The 15,695-nt window shown below is 67.8% G+C and carries 15 protein-coding genes and 2 pseudogenes; 8 read left to right on the top strand and 9 right to left on the bottom strand.

The window, feature by feature from the left end; all coding sequences use genetic code 11:
• Window positions 1-103 precede the first annotated feature (103 nt).
• Window positions 104-1,465 carry a DNA repair protein RadA gene (gene radA, locus ACFOJE_RS00065; RefSeq protein ID WP_377812181.1) on the top strand — a complete coding sequence of 454 codons (1,362 nt, stop codon included), beginning with the start codon at window positions 104-106 and terminating at the stop codon, window positions 1,463-1,465.
• Window positions 1,466-1,568: 103 nt separating this feature from the next.
• Window positions 1,569-2,093: a DUF3015 domain-containing protein gene (locus ACFOJE_RS00070; protein WP_377812182.1), complete on the top strand. Its 525-nt coding sequence runs from the start codon at window positions 1,569-1,571 to the stop codon at window positions 2,091-2,093.
• A 13-nt stretch (window positions 2,094-2,106) separates the two neighbouring features.
• On the opposite strand, the gene ACFOJE_RS00075 is transcribed toward ACFOJE_RS00070, so the two are convergent.
• A complete protein-coding gene (locus ACFOJE_RS00075) occupies window positions 2,107-2,568 on the bottom strand; it encodes a methyltransferase family protein (protein WP_377812183.1) in 462 nt (153 codons plus the stop codon).
• A gap of 118 nt (window positions 2,569-2,686) precedes the next feature.
• Between ACFOJE_RS00075 and ACFOJE_RS00080 the strand changes: the two genes are divergently transcribed.
• The 4 genes from ACFOJE_RS00080 (at window position 2,687) to yjiA (ending at window position 7,035) form a co-directional block, all read left to right on the top strand.
• A complete protein-coding gene (locus ACFOJE_RS00080; protein WP_377812184.1) occupies window positions 2,687-3,193 on the top strand; it encodes a DUF3015 domain-containing protein in 507 nt (168 codons plus the stop codon).
• A 444-nt stretch (window positions 3,194-3,637) separates the two neighbouring features.
• Window positions 3,638-5,704 (top strand): carbon starvation CstA family protein, encoded by a 2,067-nt coding sequence (locus tag ACFOJE_RS00085; RefSeq protein ID WP_377812185.1) that lies wholly within the window; start codon window positions 3,638-3,640, stop codon window positions 5,702-5,704.
• Between the two features lie 58 nt (window positions 5,705-5,762).
• Window positions 5,763-5,966 carry a YbdD/YjiX family protein gene (locus ACFOJE_RS00090; protein WP_377812186.1) on the top strand — a complete coding sequence of 68 codons (204 nt, stop codon included), beginning with the start codon at window positions 5,763-5,765 and terminating at the stop codon, window positions 5,964-5,966.
• Between the two features lie 97 nt (window positions 5,967-6,063).
• Complete coding sequence (gene yjiA / locus ACFOJE_RS00095) at window positions 6,064-7,035, top strand: GTPase (protein ID WP_377812187.1); 972 nt, start codon at window positions 6,064-6,066, stop codon at window positions 7,033-7,035.
• 38 nt (window positions 7,036-7,073) lie between these two features.
• On the opposite strand, the gene lnt is transcribed toward yjiA, so the two are convergent.
• From lnt to ACFOJE_RS00125, 6 genes and pseudogenes are all read right to left on the bottom strand, one after another.
• Window positions 7,074-8,594 (bottom strand): apolipoprotein N-acyltransferase, encoded by a 1,521-nt coding sequence (lnt, locus tag ACFOJE_RS00100; RefSeq protein ID WP_377812188.1) that lies wholly within the window; start codon window positions 8,592-8,594, stop codon window positions 7,074-7,076.
• A 122-nt stretch (window positions 8,595-8,716) separates the two neighbouring features.
• Window positions 8,717-9,550 carry an HlyC/CorC family transporter gene (locus tag ACFOJE_RS00105; protein ID WP_377812189.1) on the bottom strand — a complete coding sequence of 278 codons (834 nt, stop codon included), beginning with the start codon at window positions 9,548-9,550 and terminating at the stop codon, window positions 8,717-8,719.
• Window positions 9,547-10,038 carry an rRNA maturation RNase YbeY gene (ybeY, locus tag ACFOJE_RS00110; protein ID WP_377812190.1) on the bottom strand — a complete coding sequence of 164 codons (492 nt, stop codon included), beginning with the start codon at window positions 10,036-10,038 and terminating at the stop codon, window positions 9,547-9,549. The genes ACFOJE_RS00105 and ybeY overlap by 4 nt, the downstream gene beginning before the upstream one ends.
• Window positions 10,031-11,038, bottom strand: coding sequence for a PhoH family protein (locus tag ACFOJE_RS00115; RefSeq protein WP_377812191.1), 1,008 nt, complete (start codon window positions 11,036-11,038; stop codon window positions 10,031-10,033). The genes ybeY and ACFOJE_RS00115 overlap by 8 nt, the downstream gene beginning before the upstream one ends.
• Window positions 11,039-11,204: 166 nt before the next feature.
• Entirely contained in the window at window positions 11,205-12,533 is a 1,329-nt protein-coding gene (gene miaB / locus ACFOJE_RS00120; protein ID WP_377812192.1) for a tRNA (N6-isopentenyl adenosine(37)-C2)-methylthiotransferase MiaB, read from the bottom strand.
• A gap of 82 nt (window positions 12,534-12,615) precedes the next feature.
• Window positions 12,616-12,924: pseudogene (locus ACFOJE_RS00125) on the bottom strand (amidohydrolase); the annotation flags it as partial.
• Between ACFOJE_RS00125 and ACFOJE_RS00130 the strand changes: the two are divergent.
• Window positions 12,898-13,191 (top strand): annotated as a pseudogene (locus tag ACFOJE_RS00130) (nuclear transport factor 2 family protein); the annotation flags it as partial. The pseudogenes ACFOJE_RS00125 and ACFOJE_RS00130 sit on opposite strands and share 27 nt — an antisense overlap.
• An 85-nt stretch (window positions 13,192-13,276) precedes the next feature.
• A complete protein-coding gene (locus ACFOJE_RS00135; RefSeq protein WP_377812193.1) occupies window positions 13,277-13,606 on the top strand; it encodes a DUF1820 family protein in 330 nt (109 codons plus the stop codon).
• A 30-nt stretch (window positions 13,607-13,636) separates the two neighbouring features.
• On the opposite strand, the gene ACFOJE_RS00140 is transcribed toward ACFOJE_RS00135, so the two are convergent.
• Window positions 13,637-14,185 carry a tetratricopeptide repeat protein gene (locus ACFOJE_RS00140; RefSeq protein ID WP_377812194.1) on the bottom strand — a complete coding sequence of 183 codons (549 nt, stop codon included), beginning with the start codon at window positions 14,183-14,185 and terminating at the stop codon, window positions 13,637-13,639.
• A gap of 174 nt (window positions 14,186-14,359) precedes the next feature.
• Window positions 14,360-15,649 carry a glutamate-1-semialdehyde 2,1-aminomutase gene (hemL, locus tag ACFOJE_RS00145; RefSeq protein ID WP_377812195.1) on the bottom strand — a complete coding sequence of 430 codons (1,290 nt, stop codon included), beginning with the start codon at window positions 15,647-15,649 and terminating at the stop codon, window positions 14,360-14,362.
• Window positions 15,650-15,695: the final 46 nt, after the last annotated feature.

Consider the following 15,695-nt stretch of genomic DNA (forward strand, 5'->3'; position numbering starts at 1 on the left):
TGCCGCCGGGGCTGATCGGCATCAAGCCGCGGCTGCGCCTCGCGAATGGTGCTGTATATCCAGACAGCGGTTATCATGTGCTTTTCCCTCGAGCGGAGCTCCCATGGCCAAGGCCAAGCGCATGTACGGCTGCACCGAGTGCGGCGCCACTTTCCCTAAATGGGCCGGCCAGTGCGGCGAATGCGGCGCCTGGAACACCCTGGTGGAAACCCTCCTGGAAGGCGCGGCGACGCCGAGCGGTCGCGGCGGCTGGGCCGGACAGCAGGCCCAGGTGAAGACCCTGGCGGAAGTCAGCGTCGAGGAGGTGCCGCGCTTCTCCACCGCCTCCACCGAGCTCGACCGGGTGCTCGGCGGCGGCCTGGTGGACGGCTCCGTGGTGCTGATCGGCGGCGACCCCGGCATCGGCAAGTCGACCATCCTGCTGCAGACCCTGTGCAACATCGCCCAGCGCTTCCCGGCCCTCTACGTCACCGGCGAGGAGTCCCAGCAGCAGGTGGCGATGCGCGCCCGCCGGCTGGACCTGCCCCAGGACCGGCTCAAGGTGATGACCGAGACCTGCATCGAGGCGATCGTCGCCACCGCCCGCCAGGAGAAGCCCAAGGTGATGGTGATCGACTCGATCCAGACCATCTTCACCGAGCAGCTGCAGTCGGCCCCCGGCGGCGTGGCCCAGGTGCGCGAGAGCGCGGCACTGCTGGTGCGCTTCGCCAAGCAGAGCGGCACGGCGGTGTTCCTGGTCGGCCACGTCACCAAGGAAGGCGCCCTGGCCGGCCCCCGGGTGCTGGAGCACATGGTCGACACCGTGCTCTATTTCGAGGGCGAATCGGACGGCCGCCTGCGCCTGCTGCGGGCGGTGAAGAACCGTTTCGGCGCGGTCAACGAACTGGGCGTGTTCGGCATGACCGACAAGGGCCTCAAGGAGGTCTCTAACCCTTCGGCGATCTTCCTCACCCGCGCCCAGGAGTCGGTGCCGGGCAGCGTGGTTATGGCCACCTGGGAGGGTTCGCGGCCGATGCTGGTGGAGGTGCAGGCGCTGGTCGACACCAGCCATCTGGCCAACCCGCGGCGGGTCACCCTGGGGCTGGACCAGAACCGCCTGGCCATGCTGCTGGCCGTGCTGCACCGCCACGGCGGTATTCCCACCTATGATCAGGACGTGTTCCTCAACGTGGTCGGCGGGGTCAAGGTGCTGGAGACGGCCTCGGACCTGGCGCTGATGGCGGCGGTGATCTCCAGTCTGCGCAACCGGCCGCTGCCCCACGATCTGCTGGTATTCGGCGAGATCGGCCTGTCCGGCGAGATCCGTCCGGTGCCGAGCGGCCAGGAGCGCCTGAAGGAAGCCGCCAAGCACGGTTTCAAGCGCGCCATCGTGCCGCGCGGCAACGCGCCCAAGGAGGCGCCGGGGGATCTCCAGGTGATCCCGGTGACGCGCCTGGAGCAGGCGCTCGACGCGCTGTTCGAGTAGCGCAGGGCAGGACCGGACGGAAGGTCGCGAGCGGTTTTGACAGTGTCTGGGGTGGCGCCAATCCTTTACGGGTATCGCCATCCTTCTTTCAAGGAAAGGAAAAATGAACACTTCGATACCTGTCAAAGCGCTGGCCTTGGGCTTGCTCTGCACCACCGGCATGGCGGCGGTCGCCGCGACGCGCGAGGGGGACACGGGAACCGGAGGCGGCGGTTGCGGCTGGGGCAACATGGTCTGGGAAGGCAAGCACGGCCTGCCGCCCTACCTGCTGGCGAGCACCACCAACATGACCTCCGGCAACGCCACCTTCGGCATGACCTCCGGCACCAATGGCTGCGACACCAGCAAGACGATCCGCTACGGCGGCAAGTCCTGGCTCAATCTGGCCGGCATGCTCGACTCCATCGCCGAGGACATGGCCCAGGGGCAGGGCGAGGCTCTGGATGCCTACGCGACCTTGCTGGGCGTCGAACAGGTCGACCGGGCGCATTTCGCCAGAGTCACCCACGACAACTTCGGACGGATCTTCAGCCGGCAGGACGTGACCGGTGAGGAGGTCCTCGACGCCACGCTCCAGGTGATGCGCCAGGATCCCCGGCTGGCCCGCTACGCCGACCGGCCGGCATGACCGCCAGCCGGCCTCAGAGCCAGCGTCGTACCCGGGTCCGGTAGGCCTGGAACTGCTCGCCGAACATCTGGGCGAGCAGCGCTTCCTCGTGGCGGATCACGCAGCGGTTCATGCACAGGATCAGCGCCGGCAGCAGCAGCCAGGGCCAGGCGCTGGCCAGGAGCAGGGCGATGCCGCAGTAGACCAGGCTGTCGGCCAGGTAGATGGGGTTGCGCGACAGGCGGAACGGGCCGCTGACCACCAGTTTCTGCGGTCTGCCATAGGGGTTGACCGTGGTCCGCAGGGCGAACATCTGCAGGGCGGCCCAGAGCATCAGCAGGACGCCGCCGTCGATCAGGCCCCAGCCGGCCCAGCGCGTCCAGTCGTTGTCCGCCAGCGGCAGGGGATGCCAGCGCCCCAGGCCGTAGGCCGTGCCGACGAACAGCAGGTAGATCACCGGCGGGGGCAGGAAGATTCGGGTGGAGCGATCGGACATGGAGGGCCTCCCTTGGCAACGACCCGATTGTAGCGCCGCGGATCGCGGAAATTGACAGCTTCGGTGCCGTCGCTGATCCTTTCCGGCAGCCTTTCCATCATCACAGGGAGTGATTGACATGTACAAACGTCTGTTGGGCAAGGGACTGGTCCTGGGGCTGCTGAGCGCGGGCAGCATGGCGGCGCATGCCGATGCGGCCGGGGGCAAGGGCTGCGGCTGGGGCAACATGATCTGGGAGGGGCAGAACGGCAAGGCCTCCCACGTGCTGGCGATGACCACCAACGGCACCTCCGGCAACGCCACCTTCGGCGTCACCTCCGGAACCAACGGCTGCACCTCCCGCGCCCATCTCTCCTACGACGGGCGCTCGTTGCTGGCGATGAACGGCATGCTCGACTCCATCGCCGAGGACATGGCCCAAGGGCAGGGCGAGGCCCTGGATGCCTACGCCATCCTGCTGGGCGTCGAACAGGCCGACCGGGCCCATTTCGCCAGGGTCGCCCACGACAACTTCGCGCGGATATTCCCGAGCGCCGATGCCAGCGGCGAGCAAGTGCTGGCGGCCACCCTCGAGGTGATGCGCGGCGACGCCCGGCTGGCCCGCTACGTCAGACAGCCTGCCTGATCCCATCTCCTTCCGCTTCGCCGCCACTTCCCGGCCCGGGCCGCCGCCCGAGCCGGTACTTCGGCATTGCGTTCGCCACCGGGGAATACCGCTGGCCGACTGGCAAGCGGTCTGACCATTTCGTCTAGATGCGTTGTCCCGACGCTTGCCTATAATGCGCCGCCCCCGCCAGGCCATCTCCCGATCAATCCCGCCATCGTCCCCAGGCGCCGCTTCCGGCGCGAGGGATCGACAAAGCACGGATATTGGGTTTCCATGGCGAGGCTGAGCTCTATCAGTCTGTTGAGAAACTACCTGCGTTGCCGATGCTGCGTTAAAAACGTCTCGAAATGCTCATTTACGCACGTGAACTGCGCTTTTCGGCCGTTTTTGCCTCGCCTCGGCTGTCTCCCCGGCATTTTTCAACAGTCTGCTACCGTTTTTGCCCATCCGTTCGGAGTCCCTATGGACAATAAGAATAATCCTCTGCGCCATCTGCCCTGGGTAGTGCTGGCGCTGGTCGGCGCCAGCGCCCTGGGCGTCATCGCCCTGCGTCGCGGCGAGGCCGTCAATGCCTTGTGGATAGTCGTTGCGGCGGTAGCCACCTACCTGGTCGCCTACCGCTACTACAGCCTGTTCATCGCTACCAAGGTGATGCAACTGGATCCCCGGCGCGCCACGCCGGCCGTGCTCAACAACGACGGCCTGGATTTCGTGCCGACCAACAAGCACGTGCTGTTCGGGCATCACTTCGCCGCCATCGCCGGCGCCGGGCCATTGGTCGGACCAGTGCTCGCCGCGCAGATGGGCTACCTGCCCGGCACTCTGTGGCTGATCGCCGGTGTGGTGCTGGCCGGTGCGGTGCAGGACTTCATGGTGCTGTTCGTGTCCACCCGCCGCAACGCCCGCTCGCTGGGCGACATGGTGCGCGAGGAGATGGGCTCGGTTCCCGGCACCATTGCGCTGTTCGGCTGCTTCCTGATCATGATCATCATCCTCGCCGTGCTGGCGCTGATCGTGGTCAAGGCCCTGGCCCACAGTCCCTGGGGCATGTTCACGGTGATGGCGACCATCCCGATCGCCGTGTTCATGGGCGTCTACATGCGCTACATCCGTCCGGGCCGGATCGGCGAGATCTCGGTGATCGGCATCGCCCTGCTGCTCGGTTCCATCTGGCTCGGCGGGGCGATCTCCACCGACCCGTACTGGAGCGAGGTGTTCTCCTTCGACGGCGTGCAGATCACCTGGATGCTGATCGGCTACGGCTTCGTCGCCGCGGTGCTGCCGGTGTGGCTGATCCTGGCGCCGCGCGACTACCTGTCGACCTTCCTGAAGATCGGCACCATCGCCGCCCTGGCCCTCGGCATCCTGATCCTCAGCCCCGATCTGAAGATGCCGGCGCTGACCCAGTTCACCGACGGCACCGGCCCAGTGTGGAAGGGCGCGCTGTTCCCCTTCCTCTTCATCACCATCGCCTGCGGCGCGGTGTCCGGCTTCCATGCCCTGATCTCCTCCGGCACCACGCCGAAGCTGTTGGCCAACGAGAGCCACGCCCGCTACATCGGCTACGGCGGCATGCTGATGGAGTCCATGGTGGCGATCATGGCCATGGTCGCCGCCTCGGTGATCGAGCCCGGCGTGTACTTCGCCATGAACAGTCCGGCCGCGATCGTCGGTGCCGACGTCGCCAGCGTGGCCGCCAAGGTCAGCAGCTGGGGCTTCGTCATCACCCCCGAGGCCTTGGAAGGAGTGGCCCGCGACATCGGCGAGACCACCGTGCTGGCCCGCGCCGGCGGTGCGCCGACCCTGGCCGTGGGCATCGCGCAGATCCTCCATCAACTGATGCCGGGCATGAGCAGCATGGCCTTCTGGTATCACTTCGCCATTCTGTTCGAGGCGCTGTTCATCCTCACCGCGGTGGACGCCGGTACCCGCGCCGGCCGCTTCATGCTGCAGGACCTGCTCGGCAACTTCGTCCCGGCCCTGCGCCGCACCGACTCCTGGGCCGCCAACGTGATCGCCACCGCCGGCTGCGTGGCGCTCTGGGGCTACCTGCTGTACCAGGGTGTGATCGACCCGCTGGGCGGCATCAATACCCTGTGGCCGCTGTTCGGCATCTCCAACCAGATGCTCGCCGCCATCGCGCTGATGCTCTGCACCGTGGTGCTGATCAAGATGAAGCGCCAGCAGTATGCCTGGGTCACCCTGATGCCGGCCGTCTGGCTGCTGATCTGCACCACCGTCGCCAGCCTGATCAAGCTGTTCGACGCCGATCCGGCGGTGGGCTTCCTGGCCCTGGCGCACAAGTACGAGGCCGCCCTGGCCGCCGGTCAGGTGCTGGCCCCGGCCAAGGACCTCGGCCAGATGCAGAACGTGATCATGAACGCCTACACCAACGCCGGTCTCAGCGCGCTGTTCCTGCTGGTGGTGTTCAGCATCCTGTTCTATTCGCTGAAGGTCGCGTTCGCCGCCTCGGCCAAGGCCGAGCGGAGCGACCGGGAAACCCCGTTCCAGGCCATTCCCGGCGCCTGATCGGCCCATCCAGCCGGGCCCGTGCGCCGGGTCCGGCTCCAGACGAGGAGACGAGCGCGTGTTCAACGACCTCAGCCGCATGGGCAAATACCTCGGCAAGGCGGCCCGTATGCTGGTGGGCATGCCGGACTACGACACCTATGTCGAACACATGCGCAGCAAGCATCCCGACCAGCCGGTGATGAGCTACGAGGAGTTCTTCCGCGAGCGTCAGGACGCGCGCTACGGCGGCGGGAAGGGGCGGCCGATCCGCTGCTGCTGAGCCTGCCCGCGCCCCTCGGCGGGTAGGCCGCCGATCAATAGCTGTACCCGCGCGCCACGCTTAGCCGTGGCGCGTGTCATTTCGGAGGAAGCAGTCGATGTCCCAAACTCCCATCCCGGTCACCGTGCTGACCGGCTTTCTCGGCGCCGGCAAAACCACCCTGCTGCGTCATCTGCTCAAGGCGGAGCACGGCCTGCGAATCGCGGTGATCGAGAACGAATACAGCGAGACGCCCATCGACGGGCAGCTGCTGGGCGACCAGCCGGTGCAGCTGATGACCCTGGCCAACGGCTGCGTCTGCTGTTCCATCCACGTGGAACTGGAGAAGGCCCTGTTCCTGCTGCTGGAGCGCCTGGACAGCGGCGAGATCGCCTTCGACCGCCTGGTCATCGAGTGCACCGGCCTGGCCGATCCGGCGCCGGTGGCGCAGACCTTCTTCGCCGACGAGGAACTCTGCGACCGCTACGTGCTGGACGGCATCATCACCCTGGTGGATGCGGTCAACGCCGAGCGCCACCTGCAGGAGGCCATCGCCCAGGCCCAGGTGGGCTTCGCCGACCGCATCCTGCTGAGCAAGACCGACCTGGCCGCCGCCGAACAGGTCGAGGCCCTTTCCGAACGACTGCAGCGCATCAACCGCCGGGCGCCGATCCGCGTGGTGGAGCATGGTCGCATCGATCTCGCCGAACTGCTCGACGTGCGCGGCTTCAACCTGAACGCCGACTTCGGCCAGGCCCTGACCCTGCGGCCGGTGCTGCCCAGGAAGGACAAGGATCGCATCTCCACCCTGGTGCTGCGGGCGGACCGGGCGCTGGATCTCGAGCGGCTGAGCGCTTTCATGGAAGGGCTGCTGGAGCGCCACGGCAATTCCCTGTTGCGCTACAAGGGCGTGCTGGAGATCGCCGGGGAGCCGCGGCGCCTGGTGTTCCAGGGCGTGCTACGGCTCTACGGCTTCGACTGGGACGGCGAGTGGGGCGCGGACGAGGCGCGCGAGAGCGTGCTGGTGTTCATCGGCGACGACCTGCCGGAAGAGGAGATCCGCGCGGGATTCGCCGAGATTTGCGGGTAGGGGCGAAGGCTCGCCCCTGCCTCGGCGCGTGCCGGCGGTCAGGCCCTCTCGGCTTTCCTGCGCAGCGCGGCCCAGCCCAGCAGCAGGGCACAGAGCGTCGCCAGCGGCCAGGAGCGCCAGCGCAGATAGGGCGTCAGGCCCTGCATCGGCGTCACCTCGCCATGCAGGACGGCCTGCTCGAACGCCGGCACCCGTTCGGCGATGCGCCCCTGCGGGTCGATCAGCACGGTGACGCCGTTGTTGGTCGCGCGGATCATCCAGCGACCGGCCTCGAGGGCGCGCATCTGGGCCATCTGCAGGTGCTGCAGGGGGCCGATGGAAGTGCCGAACCAGGCGTCGTTGCTGATGGTCAGGAGGATCTCGCTCTGCGCGGCCAGTTCGGCGGCGAACTCGGGATAGACCACCTCGTAGCAGACGTAGGGCGCGATCCGGTAGCCCTTGGCCTGCAGCGGCGCCTGGTCGGCCGGGCCGCGGGCGAAGTCGGACATCGGCAGGTCGAAGAAGGCGATCAGACCGCGCAGCACTTCCTGCAGGGGCACGTACTCGCCGAACGGCACCAGCTTCTGCTTGAGGTAGTCGCCGTGGCCCTGGCCGACGACGGTGATGCCGTTGTAATAGCGCACCTCGCCCTGGGCGTTGCGCTGGCGGATCGGCACCCCGGTGATCAGCGCGGCGTCGCGTCTGACGCTGTAGCGATCAAGCCCGGCGAGGTAGTCCCGGGCGAACTCCTGGAGGATGGGGACGGCGGTTTCCGGCCAGACCACCAGGTCGGCGCCCTCGGTCCGCTCCAGGGTCAGATCGCGGTACAGCTCCAGCTGGGCGCTGAGCTGCTCCGGGTCCCACTTCATGTTCTGTTCCACGTTGCCCTGCACCGCGGCGACCCGCAGAGGGGCGCCGGCCGGCGTGGTCCAGGCGTGCCCCGCGAGCAGCGCGCCGAGCGCCCAGGGGGCGAGCAGCAGCGCCAGCGCCGCGGCCAGGGCCGGCTTGCGCGGCAACAGCCGCGGCAGGTTGACCAGCAGGGCGGCCGACAGGGCCAGCACCAGGGAGATCAGCCAGACTCCGCCCAGCGGCGCCAGCCCGGCGAGCGGCCCGGTCAGCTGGCTGTAGCCGGCGTAGAGCCAGGGGAAGCCGGTGAGGAACCAGCCGCGGAACGCCTCCATGGCCAGCCACAGGGCGGCGAACGCCAGGGCATCGGCGAGCGGCGAGTCGGCGCGGCGCAGCCAGCGGCTCCACAGCCAGCCGGGCAGGGCGAAGAAGAAGGCCAGTCCGGCGACCAGGCCGAAGGTGAGCAGGCCGGCCAGGGGCACCGAGGCCGCGCCGTAGTCGTGGATGCTGACATAGACCCAGCTGGTGCCGGCGGCGAACAGGCCGAAGCCGTAGCACCAGCTGCGCCACAGCGCCGGGCGCGGCGCCAGTTCGCGCAGGCTGAGGTAGAGCAGGGCGATGGACAGCAGGGCCAGGGGCCAGAGATCGAAGGGGGCCTGCGCCAGTGGAGTCAGGGCACCGGCGGCCAGGGCCAGCAGGTTGCCCGGCCAGCCGGGGCGGGTGATCCAGCGCATCGAGAAAGTCCTTGCTTGGGAGGGGGCGGCAAGCTTAACGGAGCGGGCGGCGGGCTGTCATGGCCGGCCGGCGAGGCGGCCGGGCGCCCGCGGTGCGGCCCGGCCGGTGCGAGCGCCGAAGGCTAGCGCGGCGGGGTCAGGCGCAGGAGATGGACGCGTCGGCTGTCGGCGTTGAGCACGCGGAAGCGGAAGTCGCCGATCTCGATGGTCTCGTTGCGCTTGGGCAGGTGGCCGAAGGCGTTGGTCACCAGGCCAGCCATGGTGTCGAACTCGTCGTCGGAGAGTTCGCAGTGGAAGAACTCGTTGAAATCCTCGACCGGCATCAGCGCCTTGATCACGAAGTCGCCGCTGGGCAGCGGCTTGACCCAGCTGTCCTCCTCGACGTCGTGCTCGTCCTCGATGTCGCCGACGATCTGTTCGAGCACGTCCTCGATGGTCACGAGGCCGGCGACGCCGCCGTACTCGTCGATGACGATGGCCATGTGGTTGTGGGTGCTGCGGAACTCCCGCAGCAGCACGTTGAGGCGCTTGGATTCCGGCACGAAGGTGGCCGGGCGCAGCATGTCCCTGAGGTTGAAGTCGTGAGTGCCTTCCTGCAGCAGCAGCGACAGCAGGTCCTTGGCCAGCAGGATGCCGACGATGTCGTCGAGGCTCTCGCCGATCACCGGATAACGCGAATGGGCCGCCTCGATGACCGTGGGCAGGAATTCCCGTACCGACTGGCAGGCCTTGACGGTGATCATCTGCGAGCGCGGCACCATGATGTCGCGGACCTGCAGATCGGCGACCTGGATGGCGCCTTCGACGATGGTCAGGGCTTCGCTGTCGAGCAGCTTGTTCAGGTGCGCTTCGTGGAGGACGTCCAGCAGTTCCTGACGGTTGCGGGGTTCGTGGGCAAAGGCCTGGGTGAGTCTGCTCAGCCAGGATTGCCCGTTGCTCAATCGATCTTCGCTCATGATTCCTTGCTCATAACGCCTGGGGACTCAGGCAGGTCATCGCCGGCATAGGGGTCCGGGTACCCCAGCTCAGCCAGCAATATACGTTCCAGGGCTTCCATTTCCTCGGCCTCGGCATCCTCGATGTGGTCGTAGCCCAGCAGATGCAGGCAGCCATGGATTACCAGGTGGGCCCAGTGGGCATCCAGTGCCTTGCCTTGTTCGGCCGCTTCGCGTTCGACCACCGGCACGCAGATCACCAGATCGCCGAGCAGCGGGATGTCCAGCAAGCCGTCCGGGATCTCGGCGGGGAAGGACAGCACGTTGGTGGCGTAGTCCTTGTGCCGGTAAGTCCGGTTCAGCTCGCGGCCTTCCGGCTCGTCGACCAGACGGATGGTCAGCTCGGAGTCGGCGCTCCGCTGGCGCAGGGCGAGCTCGCACCAGCGGCGAAAGTCGGTCTCGGCCGGTACCGGGGCGGTGCTGGCCTGCTGCAGATCCAGTTCAAGCATCGTGGTGACGTCCGTTCTCGTCCCGGGGGCGGGTCGGCTGGCGCTCCTCGAAGCGCTCGTAGGCTTCGACGATGCGCTGTACCAGCGGGTGGCGCACCACGTCCTTGGGCTGGAAGCGGGTGAAGCTGATGCCCGGGATGTCCTTGAGGACCTCCATCACGTGGGCCAGGCCGGACTTGGTGCCGCGCGGCAGGTCGACCTGGGTGATGTCGCCGGTGATCACCGCGGTGGAGCCGAAGCCGATGCGGGTGAGGAACATCTTCATCTGTTCCAGGGTGGTGTTCTGGCTCTCGTCGAGGATGATGAAGCTGTTGTTCAGCGTCCTGCCGCGCATGTAGGCCAGCGGCGCGATCTCGATCACCTGCTTCTCGATCAGCTTGGCCACCTGCTCGAAGCCGAGCATCTCGTAGAGGGCGTCGTACAGCGGGCGCAGGTAGGGGTCGATCTTCTGCGCCAGGTCGCCGGGCAGGAAGCCGAGCTTCTCGCCGGCCTCCACCGCCGGGCGGACCAGCAGGATGCGGCGCACCTGCTCGCGCTCCAGGGCGTCCACCGCGCAGGCCACCGCCAGGTAGGTCTTGCCGGTGCCGGCCGGGCCGATGCCGAAGTTGATGTCGTTGTCGAGGATCGCCTTGACGTACTTCTGCTGGTTGGCGCCGCGCGGGCGGATGGTGCCCTTGCGCGTGCGCAGGGAGACGCTCGGGGGGGCGCTCGGGTCTTCCAGCTCCTCCATGCCCGACTCCTGCAGGAACAGGTGGACCAGATCCGGCGTCAGGTCGACGCCGTGGGTCTCCTTGTACAGGCGCCGCAGCAGGCGTTCGGCAGAGCGGGTGTGGCGGGCGTCGCCGAGCAGTTCGAACTGGTTGCCGCGGTTGCGGATCTCCAGGCCGAGACGCTGTTCGATCAGCCGCAGGTGCTCGTCGAACTGTCCGCAGAGGTTGGCGAAGCGGCGAGCTTCGAAGGGTTCGAGGGTGAAACGATGGGGTTCTGTGGGTGCGTTCAAGGGCTTCTGTGGGTGGCCGTCGTTCGGCAGGATGATGGGATGAAGGATAGCGTCGTCATCGGCGGGGTGGAAGTCGACTCAGGTCGATGGCGACGGATGATGGTTGCGTGCCGGACGCGCTGGGTGGCAGGCGGCGGCGAACCGCCTGCGCGCCCCGCGCCGCCGCTCAGTCCAGCAGGGTGCCGCGCAGGGAGTGGGGTAGGGCGTCGTCGATGCGCACCAGGGCGAACTGGCCGATCAGCCGCGGATTGTCGCAGCGGAAATTGACGATGCGGTTGTTCTCGGTGCGGCCCTGGAGCATGCCCGGGTCCTTCTTCGAGTAGTCGCTGACCAGGATGCGCTGGGTGGTGCCGACCATCCGCCGGCTGATCTCGAAACCCTGCTGGTTGATGCGCGCCTGGAGGATCGACAGGCGCTGCTTCTTCACCTCTTCCGGGGTGTCGTCGGGCAGGTCGGCGGCCGGCGTGCCGGGGCGCGCGCTGTAGACGAAGGAGAAGGAGAAGTCGAAGCCGATCTCCTCGATCAGCTTCATGGTCTGGGCGAAGTCCTGCTCGGTCTCGCCGGGGAAGCCGACGATGAAGTCCGAGCTGAGGCACATCTCCGGCACCGCAGCCTTCAGCTTGCGGATGCGCGACTTGTATTCCAGCGCCGTGTGGTTGCGCTTCATCGCCGCCAGCACGCGGTCGGAGCCCGACTGCACCGGCAGGTGGACGAACTTCACCAGCTCCGGGATCTCGGCGTGGGCCTGGATCAGCGCATCGGAGAACTCCAGCGGGTGGCTGGTGGTGTAGCGGATGCGCTCGATGCCATCCACGGCGGCGACCAGGTAGAGCAGCTCGGCGAAGTCGGCGATGCCGCCGTCGCGGGTCGCGCCGCGGTAGCCGTTGACGTTCTGCCCGAGCAGGGTGACTTCGCGCACGCCGTTCTCGGCCAGGTGGATGATTTCGGCGAGCACGTCGTCCAGCGGCCGGCTGACTTCCTCGCCGCGGGTGTAGGGCACCACGCAGAAGCTGCAGTACTTGCTGCAGCCTTCCATCACCGAGACGAAGGCGCTGGGGCCGTCGACCCGCGGCTCGGGCAGGCGGTCGAACTTCTCGATCTCGGGGAAGGAGATGTCCACCTGGGGCGCGCGGGTGGTGCGCGCGGCGTCGATCATCTCCGGCAGGCGGTGCAGGGTCTGCGGACCGAATACCACGTCGACGTAGGGCGCGCGGTCGCGGATCGCCGCGCCTTCCTGGCTGGCCACGCAGCCGCCGACGCCGATCACCAACTCGGGATTGGCCTGCTTCAGCTCGCGCCAGCGGCCCAGCTGGGAAAAGACCTTCTCCTGGGCCTTCTCGCGGATCGAGCAGGTGTTGAGGAGGATGACGTCGGCCTCCGCCGGATTCTCGGTGAGCTCCAGAGCCTGGTGTTCGCCCAGCAGATCGGCCATGCGCGAGCTGTCGTACTCGTTCATCTGGCAGCCGTGGGTTTCGATGAAAAGCTTCTTGGCCATGGTATTCGGTCGGGTGATTCGAAGAACCGCACATTATAGGGCAGCGGTTCCCGGCAGACCACAGGGGGCCTGCCGGCGCCCGTCAGTCGCGGCGGAACACCCGCGCCGGGTCGAACTGTTCGGGCCAGTCGCGGCGGATGAACACCTGGCCCTCGGCGCGCACCCGGCGCACCTGGTCGAGGTCGGCGACCAGCCAGCGGCTCTGCGCCGGGCACAGCTCGGCGCTCTCGGCGAGCACCCCGCTGGGCGGCAGGCCGTAGTCGGACGGCACATAGAGGGCGGCGCGGCCGAGGTTCTCGTCGGGCGCCGGCGACCAGGGGGCGAGGCCGACGGTGGGCGACTGCAGCACGGCGATCTGGTTCTCCAGGGCGCGCGCCAGGTCGGCAAGGCGGCCTTCGTCGAGTTCATGGCCCAGATGAACCGCTGCTACCGGGAGCGGCTGACCGACCTGGTGATCATGACCAGCGCCGACGGCCGCCGCGCCGCCGCCGAGTTCGTGGTGCACGGCGAATATCTCGCCGACGACAAGGGCCTGCCGCCGGCCCGCGGCCAGACCTACGTCCTGCCGGCCGGCGCCTTCTTCGAGATCGAAGAGGGCAAGGTGGCGCGCATCAGCAACCATTACAACCTGAACGACTGGATCGCCCAGGTCTACTGAGGGGCGGGCAGGCCCCGCCCGTCATGCCGTCTTCCCCTTGTGCTATCCTTCGCGCCCCCTTTTTCCTGTGTATCCCGTTGTCCCCATGAGCAAGCGTGAAGCCCCGATCTACAAGGTGATCTTCCTGAACCAGGGCCAGGTCTACGAGATGTACGCCCGGCAGATCTTCCAGAGCGATCTGTGGGGGTTCCTGGAAATCGAGGAATTCGTCTTCGGCGAGCGCACCCAGGTGGTGGTCGACCCCAGCGAGGAGCGTCTCAAGTCCCAGTTCGAGGGCGTGCTGCGCAGCTTCGTGCCGATGCACTCGATCATCCGCATCGACGAGGTGGAGCGCCTGGGCACGCCGAAGATCAGCGAGGCCAAGGGCGGCGGCAACGTCATGCCGTTCCCCATGCCGATGCCGGGCAAGGACTGAGTCGGAGCGGGCCGGCGCCCGAGGCGGGCGCTACGGTAGCGGCGCGAACGGCGAGCGGCCTTCCAGGGCCTGCAGCTCCATGAGGTAGTTGCGGAAGATCTGCCCGAGCACCTGGGTGGCGATGCCCAGTTCGTCGCGGCTCATCTGCTCGGCGACCAGATCGGCGCTGTCCAGCGCCTCCTCGGAACCGTTCACCGCGGCCATCTTCAGGACGATGTAGGCCTGCACGTTGTTGGCCTGGACCCCTTCGCCGCGATAGAACATCAGCCCCAGACGGTGCTGCGCATCGGGGTGCCCACGCAGCGAGGCCTGCTCCAGCCAGTGCAGGGCCTTCTGCAGGTCGCGCGGGGTGCGCTTGCCCTCGTAGTAGAACTCGCCGAGCTCGTATTCCGCCTGGAGGTCGCCGTTCTGTGCCGCCTGTTCGCAACGCATCAGCGCCGCGGGGAGCGCGTCGGGAGGGCTGTCCAGCGTGCAGCTGCTGGGCGCCGGCACCAGCAGGGTGTTCTCCCCTGCCGATGCCAGCAGGGGGGAGACTAGCAACAGGCAACCCAGAGTCAGATTGCGTCCGGTGCGGATCATGGAATCTCTGTGCCTCGAATCGGAGCGGGTGACGGACCCGGCCGGCGGAAACTGACCGGCCGTCCCATTATGTATAAGCAGCGCCGGCCTTACAAAGTCTTTACAGTCTTTCCGTTCGTGCCGGGCGGACGAACAACGGATCTCGCCCGCCCGGCAGGTGGCCTGCGCCGGCCGTCAGGCCCGCTTCAGGGCGGCGAAGGCCCGCTCGGCGGCATCCAGGGTGATGGCGAGTTCCGTGTCGCCGTGGGCGATGGAGGTGAAGCCGGCCTCGTAGGCGGAGGGGGCCAGGTACACGCCGCCGTCCAGCATCAGGTGGAAGAAGCGCTTGAAGCGCTCGGCGTCGCTGGCCATCACGTCGGCGAAGGTGACGATCGAGTCGGCTCCGCTGAAGTACAGGCCGAACATGCCGCCGGCCTGGGTGCTGACGAAGGGGATGCCGGCGGCATCGGCGCGCTCCTGCAGGCCCTGCAGCATACGGGTGGTGTAGTCGGCCAGTTCCTGGTGGAAGCCCGGGCGGCTGATCAGGCCGAGGGTGGCCAGGCCGGCGGCCATGGCCAGCGGATTGCCGGACAGGGTGCCGGCCTGGTAGACCGGGCCGAGGGGGGCGATGCAGCTCATGATCTCGCGCTTGCCGCCGAAGCAGCCGACCGGCATGCCGCCGCCGATGATCTTGCCGAAGGTGGACAGGTCTGGGGTGACGCCGTAGTGGGCCTGGGCGCCGCCGAGGGCGACGCGGAAGCCGGTCATCACCTCGTCGAAGATCAGGATCACGCCGTGCTGGTTGCACAGCTGGCGCAGCCCCTGGAGGAAGCCTGGCGCCGGCGGCACGCAGTTCATGTTGCCGGCCACCGGCTCGACGATGATGCACGCCACTTCCTTGCCGACCGCGGCGAGGGTCTTCTCGACCGAGGCTAGGTCGTTGTAGGGCAGGGTCAGGGTGTGGCGGGCGAAGTTCGCCGGCACGCCGGCGGAGCTCGGCACGCCCTGGGTCAGGGCGCCGGAGCCGGCCTTCACCAGCAGGCTGTCGGAATGGCCGTGGTAGCAGCCCTCGAACTTGATGATGTTGTCCCGGCCGGTGCAGCCGCGGGCCAGGCGGATCGCGCTCATGGTCGCCTCGGTGCCCGAGTTGACCATGCGCACCATTTCCATGGAGGGCACCAGCTTGCAGACCAGATCGGCCATCTCGGTCTCCAGGGCGGTGGGCGCGCCGTAGGAGAGGCCGTGCTCCAGCTGCTGGCGCACCGCGTCGAGCACCTGCGGGTGGCCGTGGCCGAGGATCATCGGGCCCCAGGAGCCGACGTAGTCGACGTAGCGCTTGTCGTCCTCGTCGACGACGTAGGCGCCTTCGGCGTGCTTGAAGAACAGCGGGGTGCCGCCGACGCTCTTGAACGCGCGCACCGGCGAGTTGACGCCGCCGGGGATGTGTTTCTGGGCGTTGGCGAACAGGGTTTCCGAACGGGACATGACGGGCCTCTCAAGTCAGAAGTCAGCGCCGGGGCTAAGGGGTTCG

This window comes from Azotobacter bryophylli (genome assembly GCF_042643485.1).
GTDB lineage: Bacteria > Pseudomonadota > Gammaproteobacteria > Pseudomonadales > Pseudomonadaceae > Azotobacter > Azotobacter bryophylli.